Origin of the sequence: Delftia sp. UME58, from assembly GCF_014170385.1 — a bacterium.
In the GTDB taxonomy this organism is placed as follows: Bacteria; Pseudomonadota; Gammaproteobacteria; order Burkholderiales; family Burkholderiaceae_C; genus Comamonas; species Comamonas acidovorans.
Genome location: NZ_LZZV01000105.1, coordinates 123,932 through 148,842 on the forward strand (window position 1 = coordinate 123,932; position 24,911 = coordinate 148,842).

Sequence of the window (24,911 nt, forward strand, 5' to 3'; positions counted from 1 at the left end):
CAAACGAAAGCCTGGGCTATGCTGGCAGCCGCCAACGACATGCCCCCTCAACACCAATGACTGCACCCAGCTCTGCGAACTTCGAAATTGACGACGCGCTCTACGCCCGAATCCTGCAGTGGAGCGACGCCCAGGCCCTGGCCCAGCAGACCGTGAGCTTCTTCATGCGCGAAGGCGAGCACACCCTCGGCATCGATATGCAAGTGCTCGGCGCAACGCAGACATCGGCCGATACACCCGGCATGCTGCAGTTCTCCCTGGTGTTTCGCGGTCCGCGCCAGCCGCAGTTGCCGCAGCGCACTTACCGCGTGCGCCATACGCAGCTAGGTGACTACGCCATCTTCATCACGCCCATTGCGCAGTCGGCCGGCCATGTCGATTACGAGGCCTGCTTTTCCCATGCCGTCTGAGCCGTTGGTGCCCGAACTGCCGCCGCTGTATCTGGAGGATGTGCGGCTGCGCCTGGCCGAAGAAGCCGACTACGCTTTTCTCCGGACCCTGTACCGCGAGGTACGCGCTGCCGAACTGGCTCCCGTGCCCTGGAGCGAGGCCCAAAAGCATGCCTTCTGCGATTCGCAGTTCGCTTTGCAGGACCAGCATTACCGCAAGCACTACGCACACAGCGCGTTTTTCGTGATCGAGCAGGCAGGTCTGCCTGTAGGCCGGCTCTACCTCAATCTCGCACCCGGGCCATTGGGGGTGATGGACATCTCGCTCGGAGCCGCTGTCCAGGGCCAGGGACTGGGCACGGCCCTCATGCAATGGCTGGCAGGCTGGGCGGATCAGGACGGGCGCGACATGCAGCTGTTCGTGGAAGCCAACAATCCGGCCCGACGCCTGTACAAGCGCCTGGGCTTTGTCGAGCAGGACCAGGAAGGCATCTACCTGCGCATGCGCAGGACTGCAGCGCTCAGCCGCGGTTGAACACGGCTTCCAGCAGACCGCCTTGCGCGTCGCTGGGACTCAGGAAGACGGCGTGGCTTCCCAGAGCCGGGTGAGCGATTTCCCAGGTGTTCTGTGGCAAGGCACCGGGACGGGACAGCTCAAACAGGGCGCTGAAAGACCGGTCACTTTGCAGCGCGTGCGGCAGCGCACTCAGTGAAACCAAACGTAACTGCGTGCCTTCGCCAGCGACCGAGAAGTTCTGACCGAGCAGCGGCTGAAAGTGGCTTCTGCGCAACTCAGCGCCTGCCGCGCTGCCACCCATCGGAATGCTGGAGGCAGCCACCGCGGCGGGCAACGCGCCCACGACCTGCATGAAAGCGCGGCGTTCTGTCTTCATTGTGGCCTTTCCTGCCAAAGCAACAGCAGCAAATATTCTTGCTGCACAACAGGTTGGCATACTAAACTATTTTGCAATTATTAACGTTTACTAACCTCACCCCACTTTGCCATGGTTCAACCCTACGTTGGGGAAATCCGCATGTTTGCCGGCAACTTCGCGCCGGCAGGCTGGATGTTCTGCGAAGGGCAGCTTCTGCCCATCTCGGAATATGACATCCTTTTCAATTTGATCAACACGACATACGGTGGTGATGGTCAAAGCACTTTTGCCCTGCCAGACATGCGTGGCCGCATCCCCCTGCACGCAGGCAACGAATTCACGCTGGCCGAGGCCGGTGGAGTCGAAGAGGTCACGCTGACCGTCAATCAGATTCCAGCCCACACGCATGCTGTTCCCGCGTCCTCCGGCACCGGTTTTCTGGCATCGCCCGCCGACGCGGTGTTTGCCAAGCACAGGGACCACAAGGCCTTTGCGAACGGCGCGCCCAGCCTGCCCATGTCCTTATCGATGGTGAGCGCAGCCGGTGGCTCGCAGCCGCATACCAATATGCCGCCCTACCTTTGCGTGAACTTCATCATCTCGCTGTTCGGCATCTATCCCTCCCCCACCTGATGTCTACCCCTTTTATCGGAGAGGTTCGCGTCTTCTCCTTCGCTTTCGCACCCAAAGGCTGGGCCCTCTGCAATGGGCAACTGCTGCCCATCAACCAGAACCAGGCACTGTTCTCGCTGCTGGGCACCACCTACGGCGGCGACGGGCAGACCAACTTTGCACTGCCCGACCTGCGCGGCCGCATGCCCATGCACATGGGAGCCGGCCATACGCTGGGAGAGAGAGCAGGCGAGCAAGCCCATACCCTGAACCTGTCAGAGATGCCGCAGCACAGCCACGCACTGGCCGCTTCCGGCACCACGGGCCAGGCGACATCGGGCAACGGCAACCTGCCTGCAGCGGCGCGCGGCCACTATGCGCAAAGCGGCAATACGGCCATGCCCGCCCTGCTGGCCAATGTGGGCGGCAGCCAGCCACACATCAATATGCCTCCCTACCTGACGCTGAGCTTCTGCATGGCGATGCAAGGCTTCTTTCCTTCCCAGAACTGAAGAACATGTCTGATCCCTTCGTCGCCGAAATCCGCCTTGGCGGGTTCAACTTCGCACCCAAGGGCTGGGCCTTTTGCGATGGTCAGCTCATGCCGCTTTCTCAGAACACGGCGCTGTTTTCGCTGCTGGGAACAACCTATGGTGGCGATGGAAAATCCAATTTTTCCCTTCCCGACCTTCGAGGGCGCATGCCCATGCATCCAGGCCAGGGGCCGGGGCTGTCCTTGCATGACCTGGGCGAAACCGGCGGTACTGAAACCGTGACGCTGCTGGAATCGGAAATTCCCAGGCACACCCATCAGGCGCTGGCTGCTTCGCCGGCCGATCCTGCCGCGGCAAGCCCGGCCGGCGCAACCCTGGGCGCTGCACCCACGCGCCCCTACATTGCGCCAGGCTCCAGCACGTCGGCGGTCAGCATGGCACCTGCGCAGCCTGCGGGCGGGAGCCTGCCGCATAACAATCTTCCGCCCTTCCTGGTCATGAATTTCATCATCGCCTTGCAGGGCGTCTTTCCCTCTCGGAGCTGAGTACACCTATGCGCAGTTCCATTGCGGCCCTGACCCTGTTGGCCTTGACCACGGGGGTCCAGGCCGCCCCCCTGGTCCAACGCGAATTCTCCGGCAGGGACAACCGCTTCATAGAGATACCCGGTGCCGGCTTTCGCGCCATGGCCGCAGGCAAGCGCATCAGTTTCGATGCACAAGGCATGAGCATCGACCTGCCCGGCCAGGCCACCAGCGTGCAAGGCCGGTCGGTGGCCGCATCCGGCATGGCCCGGAGCCTGAGCCTGCACCCGGATTCGCGCCTGCGCTACAGCTTCGAGAACGGGACCATGTCGGCGCCGCAGGGCATGCAGCCTTCGCCCACGCTGTACCACTGGCTGGTCGGCGAAACCGCGCAATGGCGCACGGGCCTGCGCAGCTTCGGTGCGCTGGGCTACCGCAGTGTCTGGCCCGGCATCGATGCCGTCTTCCAGGGTGAGCCCGGTGGCCTCAAGTACCAGTTCGAACTGGCGCCTGGCGCCGACGCCACGCTGGTCTGGCTGCGCGTGGAAGGTGCCACGGATGCACGCATCCTGCCCTCGGGAGCGCTGCAATGGAGCATTGGCACCGAGCATTTCACCGACGATGCGCCCTTGGTCTACCAGCCCCGGGGCGATGGCCGCGTGAACGTGGCAGCCAGCTACCGCCTGGAGCAGTTGGACGCCACCAGCTGGCGCGTGGGCTTTGTGCTGGGCAGCCATGACAAAGGCCTGCCGCTGGTCATAGATCCCGCCTGGACCGGCTACTCGGGCCTGGTCGGAGGCAACTCGGCCGACCAGGTCAACGCCGTGGTGCGAGACAGCGACGGCAACACCTATGCGTGCGGCGTGACGCAATCGTCCGACCTGCCCCGCGCGGGCAGCAGCAAAGGTGGCGAGGATGCCTTCGTCGTCAGATTCGATGCCAAGGGCATCCCCCTGAGCGTGACCTATGTGGGCGGATCGGGAGACGACGCCTGCAACGGCCTGGCCGTGGACATACAGAACCGCATCCACCTGGCAGGCAGCACGGAATCCACCGGCTTTCCCATGGTCGGCACGGATGACAGCCAGGGCTTTCGGCGCAGCAAGAGCACGACAGACAGGGATGCCTTCGTCATGCGCCTGACACCAGACGGTGCCGGCATTCTGTATTCGGGCCTGATTGGTGGAACAGGTGATGATCAGGCCAATGCCCTGGCCCTGGACAACCTGGGCCGCGCCTATGTGACCGGATTCACGGCAGGCAATGGCTTCCCCGTCCGAGGCGGCCCCAGCGTCAACTACGGCTCCGGCCCGGCGCAGTCCGAAAGGCTGGACGCCTTCGTGGCCCGCGTCGACGCCTCGGGAGGCACGCTGGAGTACGCGGGATACATAGGCGGCGATGGCGGCGCCGACATCGGATATGCCATTGCCGTGGACAACGCTGGCGCAGCCTATGTGGCTGGCGCTACCGACTCTGTCTCGGGACTGCCGGGCGCCACAGGCCTCAGGACACAAATCAATTCGCGCGCCATCGACGGATCAGACGGCTTCGTCGCCAAGATCCTGGCCGACGGCAGCGCCTTCGACTACTTCACACTGCTGACAGGCTCCGGGGCCGGTGCGGACCGTGCACTGGCCCTGAACCTGATGCATGACGGCTCACTGCTCGTGGGCGGGGAGACCGGGTCCGACAACTTTCCCGCCGACAACGGCGGCCTGCGCAAGGGCCTAGGGCCGCAGGCCGTGCGCGGCACCGGCATGGACGGCTTTGTGCTGCGCCTGAATGCATCGGGAGATGGGGTGCTGGACGCCACCTACCTGGGTGGCAATGGCTACGACAGCGTGGAAGGGCTGGCCAGCGACGGCATGAACTGGTTCGCCACGGGCAGCACCAGCAATGGCGCAGGCTTTCCCGTCAAGGCGCAAAGCGGACTGTCCACCACGCCAGGAGGCAAGCAGGACGGCTTCCTGGTCAGCATCGCAACCAGCAATCCGAACAGCTGGGACTATGCCGGGTTCCTCGGCACCTCGGAAAACGAGGCCATGCGCAGCCTGGCCGCGACCAATGTGCAGGGCAGGACCCTTCTTTCCGTGGGCGGCGCCACCACCACATCGGGCACCAACGGCCTGACCAATCCTGCGGCCGGTGCCCTCAGCGCAAACCCCGGCCTTTCGAATGGCCTGGTGTTTCGCATCGATCCTTTCGGCCCTCCTGCGGCCATGGTTGCGCTCTCCGGCTCTGCACAGTCCACCCGCATCCAGCAGCCCTTTGCCACACCGTTGGCGGTAAAGGTCACCGACATCGACGACCAGCCGCTTGCCGGCATCATGGTGGACTTCACCGCGCCTGCCGCAACGGGGCCATCCACGACCTTTGCCACAAGAACCTCGGTCACGACCAATGCCCAGGGCATCGCATCGCTGAGTGCCACGGCCAACCTGTTCGCCGGCAGCTACACCGTAACGGCGCAGGCAGGTGCGGCCAGCACCTCGTTCTCGCTGACCAATGACAAGAGCCCGCAGGCTGCACTGACGGCAAGTGCAGCCCTCCAGGTCCTGCCCTATGCCGGCACCACCATGCTGGGCGCCAACGGCGGCTCTGGCTCAGGCACCATCAGCTATGCGGTAACCGCAGGCGCGGCCTATTGCTCCGTGGCAGGCGACGCGGTCACAGCCACGGCCGTGGGCGATTGCACCGTGACGGCAACCAAGGCTGGAGACGCCAACTACCTGGCCGCCACGGCCACCGTGGACATCTCGGTGGTCAAGGCCCAGCAGCCTGCTCTGACGGCGACGGCAACGCCCAGCACGCTGGTGGCCTTCAGCACGGCCGCGCTGTCAACCAGTGGCGGCACAGGGTCCGGTGCCGTGGGCTTTTCCATCACGGATGGAGCCGCCTTTTGCTCCATCAACGGCAACACGCTCACCGCTGAAGGTACGGGCTCCTGCACAGTGACCGCCATCAAGCTGGGCGATGCCAACTACCAGGACACGCTGGCCACCACGGTGGTGACCGTGACCCCTGCAGCCCAGGCCACCCTGAGCGTGCAGGCCACGCCTTCGACGCTGGCCTTCGGCGCCACGGCAATGCTGGCGACCACGGGGGGGTCGGGCAGCGGCGCCGTCACCTACGCCGTGACGGGTGGTGCCCAGTTCTGCGCGGTGACGGGCAACCAGTTGAGCGCCATTGGCGCAGGCAATTGCACCATCACGGCCACCAAGGCTGGAGACACCAACCACCAGGCCACCAGCGCCAGCACCACCGTCATCGTGACCAAGGCAGGACAGACAGCGCTGTCGGTGCAGGCCAGTCCGGCAGCCATCATCTTTGGTGGCACTGCGCAACTGAGCACCACGGGCGGCTCGGGCGCAGGCGCCATCGGCTTGAGCGTCATCGGCCCCTGCGGCATCACGGGCTCCACGCTCACCGGGCTGGGTGTCGGAACCTGCACGGTCACGGCCACCAAGGCGGCGGATGCCGACCATGAAGATGCCACGGCCAGCACTTCGGTGACGGTGTCCCAGGCAAGCCAGGTGGCCCTTTCCGTGGTGGCATCACCCGCCAGCATTCCCAAAGGCAGCTCCAGCACGGTCACCGTCACTGGCGGCAGCGGCAGCGGTGCGCTCACGCTGGCTCTGACAGCAGGCGCAGACAAATGCTCGCTGTTCGACAACACCGTCACCGGCACGGCCGTAGGCAGCTGCACGGTGACGGCGACCAAGGCGGCCGATGCCAATCATGCACAGGCCATCGGCTCGGCACAGATTGCAGTCGGCAAGGCGATGCAGAACATCACCTTCGATTTCTCGTCCGAGCGCTATCTGAGTCCCCAGGCCCTGTCGCTGGCAAACGCCGCCGGCACCAGCTCCAACCTGCCCATCAGCTTCAGCAGCCTCACCCCTCAGACCTGCGTGGTCAACAGCAACTCTTTGCGGCTGATACGCACGGGCGAGTGCACGCTGCAGGCCAGCCAGGCAGGCGATGCGGAGTACGCCGCAGCAACGCCCGTGAACCAGACCTTCAAGATCACCTTGCCGCCTCACACCGTGAGCTCCCTGACGGGTGCCGCGGGCAGCGCGACAGCCACCGCGCAGATCGCGACAGGAAGCCACTGGGTGTTCACGCCTTTGGGCACGGGGCCGTCGCAAACGCCGGGCTTCATCCCGCTGCAGGGACATATCAGGTCTCCTGCAGAGGCACCACCAGCCCAGCTGCAATTCCCGTTCGGTCTGTTCGATTTCACCGTGATGAATGGCTCGCCGGGGTCCACACTCAGCCTCACGCTGACCTTCCCGAACGATTTGCCTGCCGGCGCCCAATACTGGAAGTACGGCGCCACGTCCGACAATCCCACGCCGCACTGGTACCGCTTCACCGGTGCGCAGTTCTCGGGGAAAACCGTGACACTGACCATCGAGGACGGCAAGCGCGGCGATGACGACATGGATGTGAATGCTTTCATCAGCGACCCAGGCGGCATCGCCGTGGTAACGGCCGCTGCGGGTGGCAGCCCTGCCGCCATTCCCACGCTCTCTCAATGGAGCCAGTGGATGCTGCTGGCACTGATGCTGGCAGCAGCCGCCCTGACAATGCACAGACCCCGGCCACGCAGCAAGTCACACTGATCTGCATGGAGCGGCTGCAGCCCGCAGGCGGCCGCTCCAACACCTCCGCACCGTGATCGCGCCGCAGCCCAGGCCTGCACAGGCCTTGCCCACGGCCCGCACGCCCTAAAATTGCGGCCGATTGGAGACAAGCGGTTTGCAAACGAGTACCCACGAGCCCATGCTCACCCCCGCCGAGCGCGAGGCCATCAATTCCGGCCAGTGGTTCTGCAGCCTTTCGCCCTCGCTGCGCCATGACATCCTGCGCCAGGCCACGGTCAGGCGGCTCAAGGACGGGGCACTGATCTATGCACGCGGCGACGTGCCGCACAGGTGGTATGCCTGCGCGCAGGGCGCCGTGCGCATGAGCTCGACCAGCCTGTCGGGTCGGCAGACCACGCTGGCCTATGTGGAGCCCGGCGCCTGGTTCGGCGCCATGTCCACCTTCCTGGACGAGCCGCGCACGCGCGATGCCTATGCCCACGGCGACACCACGCTGCTGTGCGTGGACAAGGAGAGCTTCCACGCCATCCTGGCAACGCATGTGGAGTTCTACGACGCCCTGCTGCGCCTGCAGGCCCACCGCATTCGCCAGACCTACGGACTGGTGGAGGACCTCAACACCCTGCCCCTGCGCGCACGCCTGGCCAAGCAGTTGCTGCACCTGTCGCGCAGCTACGGCACGCAGGCACTGGACGATCCGCGCGAACTGCGCATAGGCCTGCAACTGGTGCAGGAGGAGCTGGCCCAGTTGCTGGGCGCCTCGCGCCAGCGCGTGAACCAGGAGCTCAAGCGCATGGAGCGCGACAACTGCATCCGCGTGCAAGCCCAGGGCCTGGTGGTCAGGGATCTGGTGGCCCTGCAGACCATCGTGCGCGAGGCCAGCCTGGCCGGCGCCTGAGGCCGGCGCCGGTTCAGCGGCGCCAGTCGATTCTTGCCGGGCGCCCCGGCAGATGCAGCGCAGCCGTGGCAGCAGGCGCCTCGGCCAGCAACCGGCCCTTGCGGAACACCTTCAGGCGCGTGGCGCGCAGCCGTATCGCCTCGGCCGCATCGCGCGCCTGCAGCAGCACGAAGCTGGCATCGCAGCCGGGCTCGATGCCATAGCCGTCCAGGTGCATCACACGCGCCGCGCGCGTGGTCACGGCATCGAAGCAGTCGCGCATGCCGTCCTGGCTGGTCATCTGCGCCACATGCAGGCCCATGTGGGCCACCTCCAGCATGTCGCCCGAGCCCATGCCGTACCAGGGGTCCATCACGCAGTCATGGCCGAAGGCCACGTTGACGCCTGCGGCCAGCAGCTCTGGCACACGCGCCATGCCGCGGCGCTTGGGGTAGCTGTCCTGGCGGCCCTGCAGCGTGATGTTGATCAGCGGATTGGCAATCACGGCCACGCCGCTTTCGGCGATCAGCGGCAGCAGCTTGCTCACGTAGTAGTTGTCCATGCTGTGCATGGAGGTGCAGTGCGATCCCGTGACGCGGCCCTGCAATCCCAGGCGCTGCGCCTCGAAGGCCAGGGTTTCGATATGGCGCGACAGCGGGTCGTCGGACTCGTCGCAGTGCATGTCCACCAGCAGGCCGCGCTCGGCCGCCAGCTCGCACAGCAGCCTGACGCTGTCTGCACCCTCGGCCATGGTGCGCTCGAAGTGCGGAATGCCTCCGACCACGTCCATCCCCTTGTCCAGCGCACGCCGAAGATGGGCGACACCGCCCGCGGAGCGCAGCACGCCATCCTGCGGAAATGCCACCAGTTGCAGGTCGATATAGGGCGCCACCTGGCGCTTGACCTCCAGCAGCGCATCGACGGCCAGCAGGCGGGCATCGCTGGTATCCACATGGCTGCGTATGGCCTGCAGCCCCTTGGCCGCCGCCCAGTCGCAATACTCCAGCGCGCGCGAGATCAGCGCCTCGGCCGTGAGCTGCGGCTTGAGCTCGCCCCACAGCGCAATGCCCTCCAGCAGCGTACCGCTGCGGTTGACGCGCGGCAGGCCGTGGCTCAGCGTGGCATCCATGTGGAAATGCGGATCGACGAAGGGAGGCGACACCAGTTGGTGCTGCGCATCGATGACCTGATGGGCAGGCGCCGAAAAACCGGCCGCGACCTCGACGATGCGCTCGCCCTTCACGGCGATGGACATGTCCTGGCGGCCGTCGGGCAGCGTGGCGTGAACGACGAGTAGATCAAGCATTTGCGTATTCTGCGGGCTGGGCCTGGTACTTGCCGTTGCAACGGGGCATCGAAGAATGCGAACGGCAGCGGTTTCGGAACCAGCACCGCCGACAAGGCTTTGCAGATTGATAGGATCACCGCCAGAAATACCCGCTGCGGAGTGGCCCATCGAGAGCCTCTCACCCGCAAGCCATTGAATCAAAAGGACTCCCTTCAAAATGAAAATCGCCACCTGGAACGTGAATTCCCTGTCCGTGCGCCTGCCGCAGGTGCTGGCCTGGCTGCAGGCCAATCCTGTCGATGCGCTGGCGCTGCAGGAACTCAAGCTCACCGACGACAAGTTTCCGCTGCAGGCGCTGCAGGAGGCCGGCTACCACGCGGTCAGCCATGGGCAAAAGACCTACAACGGCGTGGCCTGGCTGACGCGCACGCCCGTGCGCGACGTGGTGCGCAATATCCCGGGCCTGGATGACGAGCAGGCCCGCATCATTGCGGCCACCGTCGATGCCGAAGGCGGTCCGGTGCGCCTGATCAACGGCTACTTCGTCAATGGGCAGGCGCCGGGCACCGACAAGTTCGCCTACAAGATGCGCTGGCTGCAGGCGCTGCAGGACTGGGTGAAAAGCGAGATGGCGGCGCACCCGCGCCTGGTGCTGGTGGGCGACTTCAACGTGGCGCCCGAAGACCGCGACTCCTACGATCCCATCGGCCTGAAGGACACGATCCACCACACGGTGGAAGAGCGCACGCATTTCCAGGCGCTGCTGCAGCTGGGCCTGACCGATGCCTTCCGCATGTTCGACCAGCCCGAGAAGAGCTATTCGTGGTGGGACTACCGAATGCTGGGTTTCCAGAAGAACCGGGGCCTGCGCATCGACCACATCCTGGTCAGCGAGGCATTGCGTCCCAGCGTCACCGCCTGCAGCGTGGACCGTGCGCCGCGCAAGAACCCGCAGCCCAGCGACCACGCACCCGTGGTCGTGACCTTGGGCTGAATTCCAGCCAGCCGGCTACAGCATGTACCGGCGCAGCCAGTGGATGGCCTCGATCTGCCCGCGCAGCATCAGGGACTGGCGATGCAGCACTTCGCTGAGCGGCCCAGGCAGACTGGACTGCTCGGCGGCTTCATAGGCGCTCAGCCATTGCTGCTGGCAGGACTCTGCCTGGTCCAGCATGTAGTCTGACCCCTCTTCCCTGCCCAGCAGCCCGTCCCAGAAAGCGTTGCGACGCAGTGCGGCACGGCTGTCCCGCACGGGCAGGACCACGCCGCCGCTGGAGCCGATGGCACGCTCCAGGTCCTCGACCAGGATCTGGCTGGCATTGAAGTGCCGCGCCAGAACCTGCCCGATCAGCCCCTGGGGCATGGGATTCATGCATTCCCCCAGCCGTGCGTGGGCCTGGCGACCCAGGGCCAGCACGGCATTGAGCAGGGCCGTGCTCTGCAACTCCAGCTTGGCAGCTACTGGCTGTGCGGGCGTACGCTGGCGCGCCTGCAGCCATGAGGCCTCGACGGCATCGCGCACCTGGCTCCAGTGCAGCAGGCTGCTGCCCCGCACCTGCTCCCAGCGCTGTTCGAGCTCGAATTCGACATCGTCGAAATCCTGCTGCGCGTGCTCGGGTTCGAGTGATGCTTTCCAGCCCAGCGCGTAGGCGGGACGGTATTGGTCGTAGCCGCGCCCCGCAACGAAGTAAGGCTCCAGGAAGTATCGGTCATGCCAGTACGCATCGACCGGCTCGCCAAGCGTGCGTGGTGTCGATGGGTACATCAGCCCCGGACGAGCGGGCTTGGCTTTTTGCCAGAGGTTGGAGAGGACTGTGGGCACGATAGGTCGGGACGTAGGCCGTTCCAGCGAAGAGGACTCCATTGTCCCAAGCCCGGGCGGCCCGGCCCGTCAGCACCCCGGGCGCCGGCCTGTAGGAGCCGGACCCTTGCCAAGGCAAGGGTCGGCCACCCGCAAGCTTGCCTTACTCGAAGGCGTCCTCGTCCATGCCCAGCTCCTGCAGCTTGCGGGTGATGGTGTTGCGGCCGATGCCCAGGCGCTGGGCTGCCTCGACCCGGCGGCCGTGGGTGACGGCCAGGGCCGAGCGGATCAGTTGCGCCTCGAAGCGGCGGGACAGCTGGTCCCAGACTTCACCATGACCCTGGGCATGGGTGTGCTCCAGCAGCTGGCGCGCCTGTTGTCCCAGCAGATGGACCCAGTCCAGGTCGGAGGTGGCCAGGGCGGCGTCATTCGGCGGGGCCAGCGCGGATACGGGCACGGCCAGTCGGCCAAGGCCCTCTTCCGCCAACACCGGTGCCGACCCATGAGGCAGCGCGGCCGGCACGGGCGCGCTGCCACCGCCCACGGGCGGCGCGGCTTCGCCCAGCACCTCGGGGGGCAGATCCTTGACCGAGATGACCTGGGCAGGGGCCATGACGGTAAGCCAGTGGCAGATGTTCTCCAGCTGTCGCACATTGCCGGGAAAGGCGAAGGTCTGCAGCCGCTGCATGGCATCGACCCCCATGCGCTTGGGCTCCACGCCCAGTTGCCGCGCGCTTTGCTGCAGGAAGTGGCGTGCCAGCATGGGCACGTCTTCATTGCGCTCGCGCAGCGCGGGCAGACGCAGGCGGATGACGTTGAGGCGGTGGAACAGATCCTCACGGAAGGCGCCGTTGCGCACGCGCTGCTCCAAGTCCTGGTGGGTGGCCGCGATGACGCGCACATGGGCCTTGACGGCCTGGTGGCCGCCCACGCGGTAGAAGTGCCCGTCCGACAGCACGCGCAGCAGGCGTGTCTGCAGGTCGAAGGGCATGTCGCCGATTTCGTCAAGAAAGAGCGTGCCGCCCTCGGCCTGCTCGAAGCGGCCGCGCCGTTGCGTCTGGGCGCCCGTGAAGGCGCCGCGCTCGTGGCCGAACAGTTCGGACTCCAGCAGGTCCTTGGGGATGGCGGCGGTGTTGATGGCCACGAAGGGGCCACCCGCCACGGGCGAGTGCTTGTGCAGCGCGCGCGCCACCAGTTCCTTGCCCGAGCCCGACTCGCCCGTGATCAGCACCGTGACCTGGCTCTGGCTGAGCCGGCCGATGGCGCGGAACACGTCCTGCATGGCAGGCGCCTGGCCCAGCATCTCGGCCTGCAGCGGGGCCTGGGCCTCGGCCACGTCCTCGCGCAGGCTTTCCTCGACGGCGCGCCGGATCAGTTCCACGGCCTTGGGCAGGTCGAAGGGTTTCGGCAGGTATTCGAAGGCGCCGCGCTGGAAGGCCGAGACGGCACTGTCCAGGTCGGAGTACGCGGTCATGATGATGACGGGCAGGCCCGGCTGCTGGGCGCGGATCTGTTCGAGCAGCTCCAACCCCGAGCCGCCGGGCATGCGGATGTCGCTGACCAGCACCTGGGGTGGCTGGCGCGCCGGGTCGCCGGCATCGACATCGGACAGTGCCGTGAGCACATCGCGCGCCTGGATGAAGCTGCGCGTTGCCCAGCCTTCCCGGCCCAGTGCCTTTTCCAGCACGAAGCGGATGGAAGGGTCATCATCCACGATCCAGATCGGTTTCATTGGTGGTGCTTCCTTCCCTTGTTGCAGTGTTGACTTCCGTGGGCCTCAAGGCAGGGGAATGAGGATGCGGAAATCCGTGCGGCCCGGCTGGCTTTCACATTCGATCAGCCCCTGGTGGCGCTGCACGAAGGTCTGCGCCAGCGTCAGCCCCAGTCCCGAACCGCCATCCCTTCCCGATACCAGCGGATAGAAGATCCGCTCCTTGATGGCATCGGGAACGCCTGGCCCGTTGTCGATCACATGCAATTCCAATGCCAACCGATAGCGCTGGCGACCAAAAGTTACCTGCCGGGCCACGCGCGTTCGCAAAATGATCTCGGCATCACCGGCGGCGATGCGCTCCTGCAGCGCCTGCGCGGCGTTCTGGACGATGTTGAGCACGGCCTGGATCAGCTGGGCGCTGTCTCCCCGGAACTCCGGGATGGAGATGTCGTAGTCGCGCGTGATGGTCAGCCCGGCAGGATGCTCGACCAGCACCAGCGAGCGCACGCGCTCGCAGACTTCGTGGATGTTGACGTCGCCCACTTCATGCGGATGGCGGTGCGGCGCCAGCAGCCGGTCCACCAGCGCCTGCAGCCGGTCGGCCTCGTGGATGATGACTTCGGTGTACTCGCGCAGCTCGGGGGCGTCCAGATCCATCTGCAGCAGCTGGGCTGCGCCACGGATGCCGCCCAGCGGGTTCTTGATCTCGTGGGCCAGGTTGCGGATCAGCTCCTTGTGTGCCTGGGCCTGCTCGCGCAGCCGCTCCTCGCGGTCCTGGCGGGCCTGCTGCTCCAGCGGCCAGAACTCGACCAGCACATGGCCGGGCCGCTCGGCCAGCGAGACCGTGACGTGCACGGGCAGCGCATCGCCGCCCACGCGGTGCAGGCTGGCCTCGAAGCGCAGGGCCGCGAAGTCGTTGTCCTGGGCGCCACGCAAGGCCTTGTCCAGCAAGGCCGGCTCGGTGAAGCAGGCCGCCAGCTCGCTGCCTTCGAGCATGCGGCGCGACAGGCCCAGTGCGTTCTCAAGGGCTGCGTTGGCGAAAAGCACGGCACCCTGCTCGTCGAGCACGGTCATCAGCGTGCACAGCAGATCAAGGGCCTGATAGGAAGCCGGGGGCGCCGGCCGGTCGTCCTGGATCATGGCCGGGCTCCGGTGGACCGCGCGGGCCCGTCAGTTCTTGGGAAGTCGATCCAGCTCACGGCGGATGCCGGCGACATCGCCTTCCTGCCGCGAGATGCTGCTCTTGAGCTGCTCGACACGTTCCAGATAGCCCTGGGGATTGCGCAACTCCAATGCGGTGCGCTGGGGATTGCCATCGTTGTACTCCTGACGCAGCTGTGTCAGCTTCTCCTGGGCGCGGGCCAGCTCGCTTTCCAGAATGGTCCGCGCGTCGGAGTCGCGGGCCTTCTGGGCGCTGCTGTTGACCTTGGCCGGAGCGGGCGAGCCTGCAGCCGGAGCGGCGGAGGTGCGCGGTGCCTGCTGGCTGCCGCCCGAGGCCGCCGGCTTGCTGCCGCCATGGATCACCGTCACATGCCCGCCGTCCACCGGCTTGCAGTCCTTGGACTTGGCCTGGCTGACGTTGTTGGTGTACTCGTTGCCGCAGCGGTAGATCACGTCCTGGGACCAGGCTCCCACCGACAGCAGGGGCAGCAGCAGTGACACAAACAGTTTCTTCATTCCATTCCCTCGGGTAGCCAGATCGGAAGGGCCCGGCTTATCCGGGCAAGTATCGCTCCATCTTCCGGGCTGGACGTCATTTCTTGAGCGGGCCAACCCCTTTTGGTTCCGCGCCCAGCATACCCAGGTCCTGGCCGAAAGCAAAAAAGGCGGCTTGCGCCGCCTTTTTTGCCGACTCGCCTTACAGCGAGAAGTACATGTCGTACTCGACCGGATGCACGGCCTGGCGGTAACGGGTCACTTCGCCCATCTTCAGCTCGATGTAGGCATCGAGCATGCTGTCCGAGAACACGCCGCCCTTGGTCAGGAACGAGCGGTCCGCGTCCAGGGCGTCCAGGGCCTGGTCCAGGCTGTGGCAGACCGTGGGCACCAGCTTGTCCTCTTCCGGAGGCAGGTGATACAGATCCTTGGTCGCGGCTTCGCCGGGATGGATCTTGTTTTCCACGCCGTCCAGACCTGCCATCAGCAGGGCCGAGAAGCCCAGGTAGGGGTTCATCAGCGGATCGGGGAAGCGTGCCTCGACGCGGCGGCCCTTGGGGTTGGCCACGTAGGGGATGCGGATCGATGCCGAACGGTTCTTGGCCGAGTAGGCCAGCTTGACCGGAGCCTCGAAGCCGGGCACCAGGCGCTTGTAGCTGTTGGTGCCGGGGTTGGTGATGGCGTTCAGGGCACGGGCGTGCTTGATGATGCCGCCGATGTAGTACAGCGCGAAGTCGGACAGGCCTGCATAGCCGTCACCTGCGAACAGGTTCTTGCCATCCTTCCAGACGGACTGGTGCACGTGCATGCCCGAGCCGTTGTCGCCCGGATAGGGCTTGGGCATGAAGGTGGCAGTCTTGCCGTAGGTGTTGGCCACGTTCCAGATCACGTACTTCATGACCTGGGTCCAGTCGGCGCGCTCCACCAGGGTGCTGAAGCGGGTGCCGATCTCGTTCTGGCCGGCGCCTGCCACTTCGTGGTGGAACACTTCGACGGGAATGCCCAGCTGCTCGAGCAGCAGCACCATTTCGGCGCGCAGATCCTGGGTGCTGTCCACGGGGGGCACGGGGAAGTAGCCGCCCTTGTTGCGCGGACGGTGGCCGCGGTTGCCGGATTCGAACTTGGCGCCCGAATTCCAGGGGGCCTCGTACTCTTCGATTTCGTAGAAGGTGCTGCCGGGTTCGGTGTTCCAGCGCACGCCGTCGAAGATGAAGAATTCGGGTTCGGGTCCGAAGTAGGCGGTGTCGCCCAGGCCCGATGCCTTCAGATAGGCTTCGGCGCGCTTGGCCACCGAGCGGGGATCGCGGTCGTAGGCCTTGCCATCACCGGGTTCGATCACATCGCACTGCAGGAACAGCGTGGTCTCTTCAAAGAAGGGGTCGATGTTCGCGGTAGCGGGATCGGGCATCAGCTGCATGTCGGATGCTTCAATGCCCTTCCAGCCTGCCACCGACGAGCCGTCGAAGGCGTGGCCCGAGGTGAACTTGTCTTCGTCGAAGTGCGACACCGGCACCGTGACGTGCTGCTCCTTGCCACGGGTGTCCGTAAAACGAAGGTCCACGAATTTGACCTCGTTCTCCTTCACCATGTTCAACACGTCTGCAACGGTCTTTGCCATCAGATCTCTCCTGCCAATCTGGCTGATCAAAAAAGATAAATACTCTTAAGCAGTTTGCGTGCCAGGCTGCATTCATTGAGTGCATGCCTGCAGTCTGGCACCTGCTTGGCGCGCCAGCCCCGTGATTCTGCCGCCTTGGGACAGGCTTGTGGATGACATTGAGGCCTCTGCCCGCATTCGATCCACCGCCCGGCATCTTCACCAAATCGGTGCAGATTCAGGGACCGGCCCGTAAATCAGATATTGCGCACCAATTCAGGGCCAAGACTTGCACCAAATGAGTGCAAACCCTCCAGCAGGGTGGGCCATGCCTTGGTGACGGCACCAGCTTCGCCCTTGACACCAAGTTCTATGTGCCGGCCGTGCTTGGAATCATCCACGCTGGGCAGGCTGAACACCTTGACGCCCGGGTGGTCGCGCTCTATGGCCACCATCAGCGGCGTCAGCGTGGCCTCCATGCCGCCGTAGACGATGACCGAATGCTCGCGCTGCACCGTGCTGTGGAAATGCTTGGCGTAGCGCTGCTCCAGCACCCACTCGACCATGGGCCAGGCCATGACCGGGAAGCCGGGCACGAAGTGCACGGTGCCCGCTGCGCCCGTTTTGCCCGCTGTGCCCGAGCAGGAAAAGCCGGGGATCTTGTTGTAGACGTTGGGGATGATGCGCGCGCCTTCGGGGAAGTTGCCCATCTGCAGCCGGTGCAGGTTGTCGGCGCGCTGGGGTTCGTAGGGCTTGCCTTCTTCGGCGGCCACGTCGCGCATGCGCTCGCGGATCAGGGCCACGGCTTCCGGGTGCAGCGCCAGCGGCACGCCCAGGGCTTCGGCTGCGCATTGGCGCGTGTGGTCGTCGGGGGTGGCACCTATGCCGCCAAAGCTGAAGACCACGGCCTGCGATGCGAAGGCGCGGCGCAGGGCATCGGTGATGCGCGCCCTGTCGTCGCCCACGTACTCGGCATGGGCCAGGGACAGGCCACGCGCGCCCAGCAGTTCGATCAGCTTGGGAAGGTGCTTGTCGGCACGCTTGCCCGACAGGATTTCGTCTCCGATGATGAGTGCGCCTACTTGAAGGGTCATGAGGTCTTTTCTTGCGGGATGGAGGGAGGAGAGGCCGCGCCGGCTCCGAGCGGAGCGTCGGGAGCATAGGGCACGATGGGGGCGACAGGCAGCGCGGGTTCCTCCTCGCGCATGCGCTGCAGCGCGGCCAGGCAGAAGTGGGCAAACCACAGCGAGGAGAAAGCGAAGATCAGCGCATAGATCCAGATGGCCACCGGAATCAGTATCCAGAAGGCCGCGATGAAGACCACGCCAGAGGCCCAGACAATGGCCGGCGCCGCACCCAGATAACCGCAGACCACGCCCATGAGCATCAGCGCCAGGCGGTGGCGCAGGAACAGGCTGCGGCGCTCGGGCTTGCTGGCATGGGCAGAAAGCGCGTCAAAGGCCATGACGCGGTAGGTCAGCCAGCCCCAGATCAGCGGCGGTATCACCACCACCAGGGGCGGCACGAACCACAGCGGCACCGACACCAGCAGCGCGATCAAGGCAATCAGCGAAGAGCCTGCGGACCACATCAGGCTGCCGACCATGGTGGCGCCCTGCCTGCGCTCCAGCGACGGAAATCGCCGCTGGGCCACCAGTTCGACCAGGGCCGGCGTCATGAACAGTGCCACCAGCAGCAGCGAGACCACGACCAGCACCGGCGTGACCGAGAGCACGACCAGCACCGGCGCCACCAGCTCGGGCAGCGACTGCACGCCCATCCAGGACCAGACGCTGTGCAGCCAGCCCACGCCTTGCAGGACCCCTTCCGTCCAGACGACGGCATCGGCCCAGAAGAAGTAGCCCAGCAGCCAGGCCGTGATGGCCATGAACAGCAAGGGAAAAAGCGACCATGCAATCACCCGCTTATGCAGGCAATACGCCGTCGCACGCCAGAAGGAATCGAGTAGCAAGCCCATGCCGGCAAGCATACCCCGAGCCCAGCCTCAAGCGCGACCCATCAACCTTAGGAGCCCACGCCATTGCTGGGCCCAAAAGCCCTGGCCGTAGTCGCGCAACTGGCCCTGGGCATTGGGCTGGACCTGATCGCGCACGCCGGTGGGATCGAAGCGCAGCTCGAAGTTGGCGGTGCCGAACAGCATGTCCCACCAGGGCAGCAGCACGCCGAAGTTGTTGCCATGCGCCTTCTTGTTGCGCACGGGCGCCATGGGCTCGTGGCCGATGCCGATGGCGTGGTGGCGGCGGTGAAAGCGCGGGCTGATCCACAGCCGCTCGCCAATGGAGCCGAACCAGACGCGCAGGTTGGCGTGCTGGAAGCTCTCGCTGAGCTGGGTGAAGGCCACGATGGCCACGAACTGGCCCGGAGCCACGCCGATGAGCTGCGCCACGAGCACGATGATGGTGTCGCGGATGACATCGTCGAGCAGGTGGTTGCGGTTGTCGCTCCACACCGTCATCTGGCGCTGCGAGTGATGCAGCGCATGCAGCTTCCACCACCAGCCGATGCTGTGCTGGCCGCGGTGTATCCAGTAGTCCAGGAAGTCGAAGGCCAGCAGGTAGATGATCAGGCTGACCCAGGCCAGATCGGTGACGCCGGGCCACACGCCGTCGAGGTGAAAGCTCGGCAGCCCCCAGACATGCAGGCGGCCCATGAGATCGTCCCACAGCGGGTCCAGTGTGAAGAACAGGGCCAGCCGGAACAGGCCCAGCCGGTGGACCACGGTGTAGATGATGTCCACGTGGATGGCGCGCCGGTCGGTGACGGGCTCGACGGGCCGCCAGTACTGCAGCGGCGCGATCACCGCCACCATGATGAAGATCTGCAGCAGGCCCACCAGCAGCCAGCCCGTGGCGCCATAGGCGTCCTCCAGCAGGCTGGCCTGCCCCAGGCCGAACAGCAGGGGCTGGACAACGCCCTCGAACAGGCGCTGCTGCGCATTACCGAACCACTGAATCCACCAGTCCACACCACGCTCCCATCGCCCGCCGCGCTGCGCGCGCGGACACTATGCGAATTTTGCTACCCAATCCCGATAGTCGGGATGCTCCCGCAGCGTGCGGAAGCAGAACCCCTGCTTGAGCAGGCCCGTGATCAAAGGTTCCAGCACGGCAGGTGCCCAGGGGTCCTTGCGTGACCAGATGCCCAGATGGGCCAGCAGGATGTCTCCGCTGCGGATGTTCTTGAGCGCCTGGGCCAGCAGCTGCGCATTCGGGTAGCGGTCGCTGGGCAGCTCATCGCCCAGAAAACCCGCGCTGGCCCAGCCCACATGCATGTAGCCGCCCTGCCGCGCGGCATCCAGCAGCGCGGGCGAGGTCTTGCCGCCGGGCGCACGGAACAGCGGCAGGGGCTTGCGCCCCGTGATCTGCTGCAGCCGCCGTGCGGATCGGCGGATCTCGTCGCAATAGCCTGCCGCATCGACCGTGAAGTTCTCGTTGGCGCGCGGCCCTGCCGAGGGGCGCACGCGAAAACCCGTGACCGGCCCGTTCTTCGAGGCGCGCAGATCACCGCGCCAGTACATGTGGTCGTAGGTGTGCGAGGCGAATTCATGGCCTTCGGCAGCGCGTGCGCGCCACCAGGGCGCCCAGGTCTCGCCCAGGCTGCCATCGCCTTGCTGGGTGGGCTCGTTGGCCGCGAAAAACGTCACTGGCACCGCGTGGCGCCCGAGCACCTCGGCCACCAGGTCGGCAATGCCCATGTGGCCCGTGTCGAAGGTCAGGTACACGGTCTTGGCACAGCCTGTGCCCTGCCCCGCCGCCAAGGCGGGGCGCAGCAGGCCGAAAGCCGCCGCACCGGCCAGCGATTGCGCAAAGAGTCTGCGGTCCATCAGCGCTGCGCGTGGGCCAGTGTCCACACGCCGTGAGGCGACTTGCCGACCTTGACCTGCTGGACCACCTTCTTTTCCACGGTATCGATCACCGAAAGCTTGCGCGCCCAGCGCGAGCTGACCAGCAGGTAGCGGCCATCGGCGGAGACATCCATGCAGTCGGGGCCGCCCGGTGCCGGGTAGTTGGCCACGACCTGGTTGGTCTGCATGTCGATCTTGCTGATGGTGTTGGCCACGCGGTTGCTCACATACAGGTGGCGTCCATCACCGGCGGCGCGCATGGCGTGGGCGCCAGCGGCTGTCTTGATGCGGGCCACGCTGCGCGGCTCGGGGCCGGTGATGTCGAACACTTCCACGCCATCGCTGCCGGTCAGGCCGATGAACAGCTTGGTACCGTCCGGGCTGCCATAGAGATCGGCCGGCATGGGGCCGGTGGGCACGCGGGCCTTGATGGTCTGGGTGGCGATGTCGATGGCCACCAGGGCATCGCTGTCCTGCATGGTGGAATAGATGGTCGTGCTCTTGGCATCGATCCAGAGATGGCTGGGCGTCTTGCCCGTGGGCACGCGCTTGACCAGCTGCGGATTCTGGCCATCCCAGCGGTAGATGTCGATGTGGTTGAGGCGGTTGGCCGCCGTGACGAACCACTTCATGTCCGGGCTGAAGCGCAGGTGATAGGGGTCGATGATGTCGCGGATCACGCGCTGCACCTCACCCGTGCGCGGATCGACCAGGGTCAGGGTGTCGCCCAGCGCATTGGCCACGACCAGCGACTTCTCGTCCGGCGTGAGGTAGAGGTGATGCGGCTCCTTGCCCGTGGGAATGCGTGCCGTCTCCTGCCAGGTGACCGGGTCCACGATGCTGATGTTGGCATCAAGCGAGTTGAGCACAAAGATGGGCGTGGGGCCCTGGGTCTGCGGGGGCGGCGTGACACGCGCGACCGGGGCCGCGGGAGCCGCCGCAGCCGAGGGAACGGAAGGCGCGGCAGGAACGGCGGCCGCCTGGGCCGATGCGGCTTGCGCCTGCACGGCAGCAGACGTGGCCGAGGCCGCGCGGGCCGATTTGGATCCGGGCAGGGATGCCACGGCCAGCCAGGCCAGCGCACCGCCGCCCACAACCAAAGCCACAGCCGCGCTCAAGCGCCCGACGGAAAGACGTTTCACAAAGCACCACCTTCTGAGAATCTGCGCAGTGTAGCTGCGCCAATCAGCCCCTCGGACGCTCTGGGGCATCGGCTTTTGCTGCTGTGCAAAAAACCGACATTTGCGCGACGTTGGCCCGAGATATCGCGGCAAGCGCGCCAATCCATGACTTGCATCAAGGCATGACGACGGCGCATGGAAATACCCGCCACAACGAAAAAGGGAGCCGACAGGCTCCCTTCGCTGGCATGCGCCCAAAGGCGCAGTGGCGATCAGATCTTCCACTTCTCCATGAGCTTTTCGGGACGCAAGGTGTCGTAGTGCTCGAAGGGCTGGTGGATCCAGGGGTTGGTCGGCAGGTAGTCCACCGAGTAGTCGGGCGTGAAGGCCGACAGGCCCTTGGTCCAGATCACGGCGCTGCGCAGCTCGGTGATCGGCGGGTAGTTGGTCTTGAGCATGGCGATCACGGCGTTCAGCGTGTGGCCCGAATCGGCCAGGTCATCGACCAGCAGCACGCGGCCGGCGATCTCGCCCTTGGGCGTGGTGATGAAGCGCGCGATGTCCAGATGGCCCTGCACCGTGCCGGCTTCGGCGCGGTAGGAGCTGGTGGACATGATGGCCAGCGGCTTGTCGAAGATGCGGCTGAGCATGTCACCGGGACGCAGGCCGCCACGGGCCAGGCAGAGAATGGTGTCGAATTCCCAGCCGGACTGGTGCACTTTGATCGCGAGCTTTTCGATCAGTCCGTGGTATTCGTCGTAGCTCACATACAGGTGTTGACCGTCTTCCGTCAGCATGGAATGGCTCCTGGTTCAATCTTGGGGTTCAGCCGCCAGCAGTTCACTGGGCAGCGTAGGGGTTTTGCATCAGGATGGTGTGATCCCGGTCGGGGCTGGTCGAAACCATGGCGATGGGCACGCCCGTCACTTCCTCGATGCGCTCCAGATAGCGGCGGGCATTGGCCGGCAGCTTGTCGTAGTCGGTCACGCCCACGGTGGAATCGGTCCAGCCGGGGATGGACTCGTAGATGGGCTTGCAGCGGGCGATCTCGTCGGCGCCCATGGGCAGCAGGTCGATCTTCTCGCCATCGAGCTCGTAGCCCACGCACAGCAGCAGTTCCTGCAGGCCGTCGAGCACGTCGAGCTTGGTAATGCACAGGCCCGACAGGCCGTTGACCTGGGCGCTGCGCTTGAGCAGCGCGGCATCGAACCAGCCGCAGCGGCGCGAGCGGCCGGTGGTCACGCCCTTTTCGGCGCCCACGGTGCTCATGTGCCAGCCCGGCGTGCCTTCCTTTTCCCAATCCAGTTCGGTGGGGAAAGGGCCGCCGCCCACGCGGGTGCAGTAGGCCTTGGTGATGCCCAGGATGTAGTGCAGCATGCCGGGGCCCACGCCCGAGCCTGCAGCCGCATTGCCGGCGACGCAGTTGGACGAGGTGACATAGGGATAGGTGCCGTGGTCCACGTCCAGCAGCGTGCCCTGCGCGCCTTCGAACAGCAGGTTGGCGCCTTCGGCGTGCGCGGCGTTCAGCTCGCAGGAGACGTCGGCCATCATGGGCTTGAGCAGCTCGGCATGGCGCATGGCCTCTTCGTACACCGCGTCGAATTGCACTTCGCCATCCTTGATGTACGGCTTGAGCGCGTCACCGAAGGTGAAGTTCTTCGAACCCAGCACGTTGACCAGGATGTGGTTGTGCAGGGCCAGCAGTTCGCGCAGCTTGGTGGCGAAGCGCTCGGGGTACTTGAGGTCCTGCACGCGCAGTGCGCGGCGGGCAATCTTGTCTTCGTAGGCGGGGCCGATGCCACGGCCGGTGGTGCCGATCTTCTCGGTGCCGCCCTGCTCGCGCGCAGCTTCGCGCGCCACGTCCAGCGCCGAGTGGAAGGGCAGGATCAGCGGGCAGGCTTCGGACACGCGCAGACGGTCACGCACCTGCACGCCGGCCTTCTCCAGACCTTCGATTTCCTCGAACAGCTTGGCGGCAGAGAGCACCACGCCGTTGCCGATATAGCACTTCACGCCGGGGCGCATGATGCCGCTGGGGATCAGGTGCAGTGCGGTCTTCACGCCGTTGATGACCAGCGTGTGGCCAGCGTTGTGGCCACCCTGGAAGCGGACCACGCCCTGGGCGCTTTCGGTCAGCCAGTCCACCAGCTTGCCCTTGCCTTCGTCACCCCACTGGGTGCCGACCACGACCACGTTGCGACCTTTGGTAGCTTTCATATTCAAATCCGATGAAATCCGAAGAAATTGACAAATGCGTCAGATGGCTTGCACGGCCCACTGCCCGGCAACCTGCACGAGCTCGCGGTCGCAGTGGAATTCGTCCACTTCGCTTTCATGCCCTGGCAGCACGCAGACCACGGTCTCGCCCTGCCGGCGCAATGCAGCAATGGCAGCCGCAACCTGGGGATCGTCGCCCCAGGGCGCGCGGATGGCAGCCTTGAGCGGGCGCTCGGGCACGACGGCGACGAGCTGCTTGATGTCCAGGCTGAAGCCGGCGGCGGGCCGGTTGCGGCCAAAGACCGCACCCACCTCGTCATAGCGGCCGCCGCGCACCAGCGCATCGCTGGCACCCGGCACATAGATGGCGAAGCGCGTGCCGCTGTAGTAGGCATAGCCGCGCAGATCGGCCAGATCGAAGCTCACGCTCACGCCCTCCAGGCGCTGGGCCAGCCAGCGCAGCTGATCGAGCAGCGGCTGCACGCCTGCGGTGCGCGCCAGCAGCTTCTCGGCACGGTCCAGCACCTCGATGCCGCCGTACAGCTGCAGCAGGGCCATCAGGCCTTCGCGCGAAGCGGCGGGGAAGCCGCGGGTGAGACGCTCGAGCTCGCTCGCATCCTTGGCAGCCAGCGCGGCGTGCACGCCGCGCAGCACCTGCATGTCCACCATCACGCCAGCCAGCAGGCTGCGCACGATGCGCACATCGGCCAGATCGACGTTGATATTGGTGACGCCTGCGCTGCGCAGGCAGTCCAGCGCCAGGTGCAGCGCCTCCAGGTCGGCTTCCATGCCCTGGTGACCGTAGATCTCTGCACCGAACTGCAGCGGCTCGCGCGTGGCGCGGGGGCGGTCAGGGCGGGCATGGACAACGGGGCCGCAGTAGCACAGGCGCGTGAGGCCCTTGCGGTTGAGCAGATGGGCGTCGATGCGGGCCACCTGCTGCGTGGTGTCTGCACGCAGACCCATGGTGCGGCCCGTCAGCTGGTCGATGAGCTTGCAGGTCTGCAGGTCCAGCGCCTCCCCTGTGCCGGTGAGCAGGGATTCGAGGTACTCCAGCATGGGAGGCATGACCAGTTCATAGCCATAGCCACGCGCTGTATCGAGCAGGCCTCGACGCAATTCTTCGATGTGCCGGGCCTCGGAAGGCAAGACATCGGCGATGTGATCCGGCAGGACCCAAGCAGACATGGAAAAAGGGGGAGGCTGTTAAAAACGTGATTCTACCGGCTGTTGCGGGCCAGCCCAAATTGGGGGTGTCCCAAGGCCCGCGGAGG

General features: G+C 65.7%; 23 protein-coding genes. 8 read left to right on the plus strand and 15 right to left on the minus strand.

All coding sequences use genetic code 11. The annotated features are described in order from the left end of the window. Positions 1 to 56: 56 nt before the first annotated feature. Together A9976_RS27390 and A9976_RS27395 are read left to right on the plus strand one after the other, a co-directional pair. The gene (locus A9976_RS27390) at positions 57 to 410 is read left to right on the plus strand and encodes a DUF6916 family protein (RefSeq protein WP_183021587.1); all 354 of its coding nucleotides are present in this window, start codon (positions 57 to 59) and stop codon (positions 408 to 410) included. Next, entirely contained in the window at positions 400 to 924 is a 525-nt protein-coding gene (locus A9976_RS27395) for a GNAT family N-acetyltransferase (protein ID WP_183021588.1), read from the plus strand. The genes A9976_RS27390 and A9976_RS27395 overlap by 11 nt, the downstream gene beginning before the upstream one ends. Here A9976_RS27395 and A9976_RS27400 read toward each other — a convergent pair. Beyond that, a complete protein-coding gene (locus A9976_RS27400) occupies positions 911 to 1,282 on the minus strand; it encodes a DUF6916 family protein (RefSeq protein ID WP_183021589.1) in 372 nt (123 codons plus the stop codon). The genes A9976_RS27395 and A9976_RS27400 overlap by 14 nt on opposite strands. A 141-nt stretch (positions 1,283 to 1,423) precedes the next feature. On the opposite strand from A9976_RS27400, the gene A9976_RS27405 reads away from it, so the two are divergent. The 5 genes from A9976_RS27405 to A9976_RS27425 all read left to right on the plus strand — a co-directional run bounded on the left by A9976_RS27405 (position 1,424) and on the right by A9976_RS27425 (position 8,399). Further along, positions 1,424 to 1,897 (plus strand): phage tail protein, encoded by a 474-nt coding sequence (locus tag A9976_RS27405; protein ID WP_183021637.1) that lies wholly within the window; start codon positions 1,424 to 1,426, stop codon positions 1,895 to 1,897. Beyond that, positions 1,897 to 2,388, plus strand: a complete 492-nt coding sequence (locus A9976_RS27410; protein WP_183021590.1) for a phage tail protein — start codon at positions 1,897 to 1,899, stop codon at positions 2,386 to 2,388. Before A9976_RS27405 ends, A9976_RS27410 begins: the two co-directional genes overlap by 1 nt. A 5-nt stretch (positions 2,389 to 2,393) precedes the next feature. Continuing rightward, entirely contained in the window at positions 2,394 to 2,915 is a 522-nt protein-coding gene (locus A9976_RS27415) for a phage tail protein (protein WP_183021591.1), read from the plus strand. Between the two features lie 8 nt (positions 2,916 to 2,923). Continuing rightward, entirely contained in the window at positions 2,924 to 7,519 is a 4,596-nt protein-coding gene (locus A9976_RS27420) for an S-layer family protein (RefSeq protein ID WP_183021592.1), read from the plus strand. Positions 7,520 to 7,679: 160 nt separating this feature from the next. Beyond that, the gene (locus A9976_RS27425) at positions 7,680 to 8,399 is read left to right on the plus strand and encodes a Crp/Fnr family transcriptional regulator (protein ID WP_183021638.1); all 720 of its coding nucleotides are present in this window, start codon (positions 7,680 to 7,682) and stop codon (positions 8,397 to 8,399) included. A gap of 13 nt (positions 8,400 to 8,412) precedes the next feature. Here A9976_RS27425 and A9976_RS27430 read toward each other — a convergent pair whose 3' ends face one another. Continuing rightward, positions 8,413 to 9,684, minus strand: a complete 1,272-nt coding sequence (locus A9976_RS27430) for an amidohydrolase family protein (protein ID WP_183021593.1) — start codon at positions 9,682 to 9,684, stop codon at positions 8,413 to 8,415. 199 nt (positions 9,685 to 9,883) lie between these two features. Between A9976_RS27430 and xth the strand changes: the two genes are divergently transcribed. Beyond that, entirely contained in the window at positions 9,884 to 10,660 is a 777-nt protein-coding gene (gene xth, locus A9976_RS27435; RefSeq protein ID WP_183021594.1) for an exodeoxyribonuclease III, read from the plus strand. A gap of 15 nt (positions 10,661 to 10,675) precedes the next feature. On the opposite strand, the gene A9976_RS27440 is transcribed toward xth, so the two are convergent. From A9976_RS27440 to A9976_RS27500, 13 genes are all read right to left on the minus strand, one after another. Beyond that, positions 10,676 to 11,488 carry a hypothetical protein gene (locus tag A9976_RS27440; protein ID WP_310889427.1) on the minus strand — a complete coding sequence of 271 codons (813 nt, stop codon included), beginning with the start codon at positions 11,486 to 11,488 and terminating at the stop codon, positions 10,676 to 10,678. A gap of 142 nt (positions 11,489 to 11,630) precedes the next feature. Further along, on the minus strand, positions 11,631 to 13,199 hold the full coding sequence (ntrC, locus tag A9976_RS27445; protein ID WP_183021596.1) for a nitrogen regulation protein NR(I): 1,569 nt from the start codon (positions 13,197 to 13,199) through the stop codon (positions 11,631 to 11,633). Between the two features lie 45 nt (positions 13,200 to 13,244). Beyond that, positions 13,245 to 14,321 carry a nitrogen regulation protein NR(II) gene (gene glnL / locus A9976_RS27450; protein ID WP_012206799.1) on the minus strand — a complete coding sequence of 359 codons (1,077 nt, stop codon included), beginning with the start codon at positions 14,319 to 14,321 and terminating at the stop codon, positions 13,245 to 13,247. 30 nt (positions 14,322 to 14,351) lie between these two features. Next, positions 14,352 to 14,858: a hypothetical protein gene (locus A9976_RS27455; protein WP_183021597.1), complete on the minus strand. Its 507-nt coding sequence runs from the start codon at positions 14,856 to 14,858 to the stop codon at positions 14,352 to 14,354. A gap of 181 nt (positions 14,859 to 15,039) precedes the next feature. Then, positions 15,040 to 16,455: a type I glutamate--ammonia ligase gene (gene glnA / locus A9976_RS27460; protein ID WP_183021598.1), complete on the minus strand. Its 1,416-nt coding sequence runs from the start codon at positions 16,453 to 16,455 to the stop codon at positions 15,040 to 15,042. Positions 16,456 to 16,691: 236 nt separating this feature from the next. After that, the gene (locus A9976_RS27465) at positions 16,692 to 17,528 is read right to left on the minus strand and encodes a molybdopterin-binding protein (RefSeq protein WP_183021599.1); all 837 of its coding nucleotides are present in this window, start codon (positions 17,526 to 17,528) and stop codon (positions 16,692 to 16,694) included. Beyond that, the gene (locus tag A9976_RS27470; protein WP_183021600.1) at positions 17,525 to 18,424 is read right to left on the minus strand and encodes an EI24 domain-containing protein; all 900 of its coding nucleotides are present in this window, start codon (positions 18,422 to 18,424) and stop codon (positions 17,525 to 17,527) included. The genes A9976_RS27465 and A9976_RS27470 overlap by 4 nt, the downstream gene beginning before the upstream one ends. A gap of 15 nt (positions 18,425 to 18,439) precedes the next feature. After that, on the minus strand, positions 18,440 to 19,420 hold the full coding sequence (locus tag A9976_RS27475; protein ID WP_183021601.1) for a sterol desaturase family protein: 981 nt from the start codon (positions 19,418 to 19,420) through the stop codon (positions 18,440 to 18,442). Positions 19,421 to 19,459: 39 nt separating this feature from the next. Next, on the minus strand, positions 19,460 to 20,278 hold the full coding sequence (locus tag A9976_RS27480; RefSeq protein ID WP_183021602.1) for a polysaccharide deacetylase family protein: 819 nt from the start codon (positions 20,276 to 20,278) through the stop codon (positions 19,460 to 19,462). Then, the gene (locus tag A9976_RS27485; protein ID WP_409049559.1) at positions 20,278 to 21,405 is read right to left on the minus strand and encodes a YncE family protein; all 1,128 of its coding nucleotides are present in this window, start codon (positions 21,403 to 21,405) and stop codon (positions 20,278 to 20,280) included. The genes A9976_RS27480 and A9976_RS27485 overlap by 1 nt, the downstream gene beginning before the upstream one ends. A gap of 287 nt (positions 21,406 to 21,692) precedes the next feature. Beyond that, positions 21,693 to 22,217 carry a phosphoribosyltransferase gene (locus A9976_RS27490; protein WP_012206807.1) on the minus strand — a complete coding sequence of 175 codons (525 nt, stop codon included), beginning with the start codon at positions 22,215 to 22,217 and terminating at the stop codon, positions 21,693 to 21,695. 43 nt (positions 22,218 to 22,260) lie between these two features. After that, positions 22,261 to 23,637, minus strand: a complete 1,377-nt coding sequence (locus A9976_RS27495) for an adenylosuccinate synthase (RefSeq protein ID WP_183021604.1) — start codon at positions 23,635 to 23,637, stop codon at positions 22,261 to 22,263. 39 nt (positions 23,638 to 23,676) lie between these two features. Then, positions 23,677 to 24,825 carry an ATP phosphoribosyltransferase regulatory subunit gene (locus A9976_RS27500; RefSeq protein WP_180319041.1) on the minus strand — a complete coding sequence of 383 codons (1,149 nt, stop codon included), beginning with the start codon at positions 24,823 to 24,825 and terminating at the stop codon, positions 23,677 to 23,679. Positions 24,826 to 24,911: the final 86 nt, after the last annotated feature.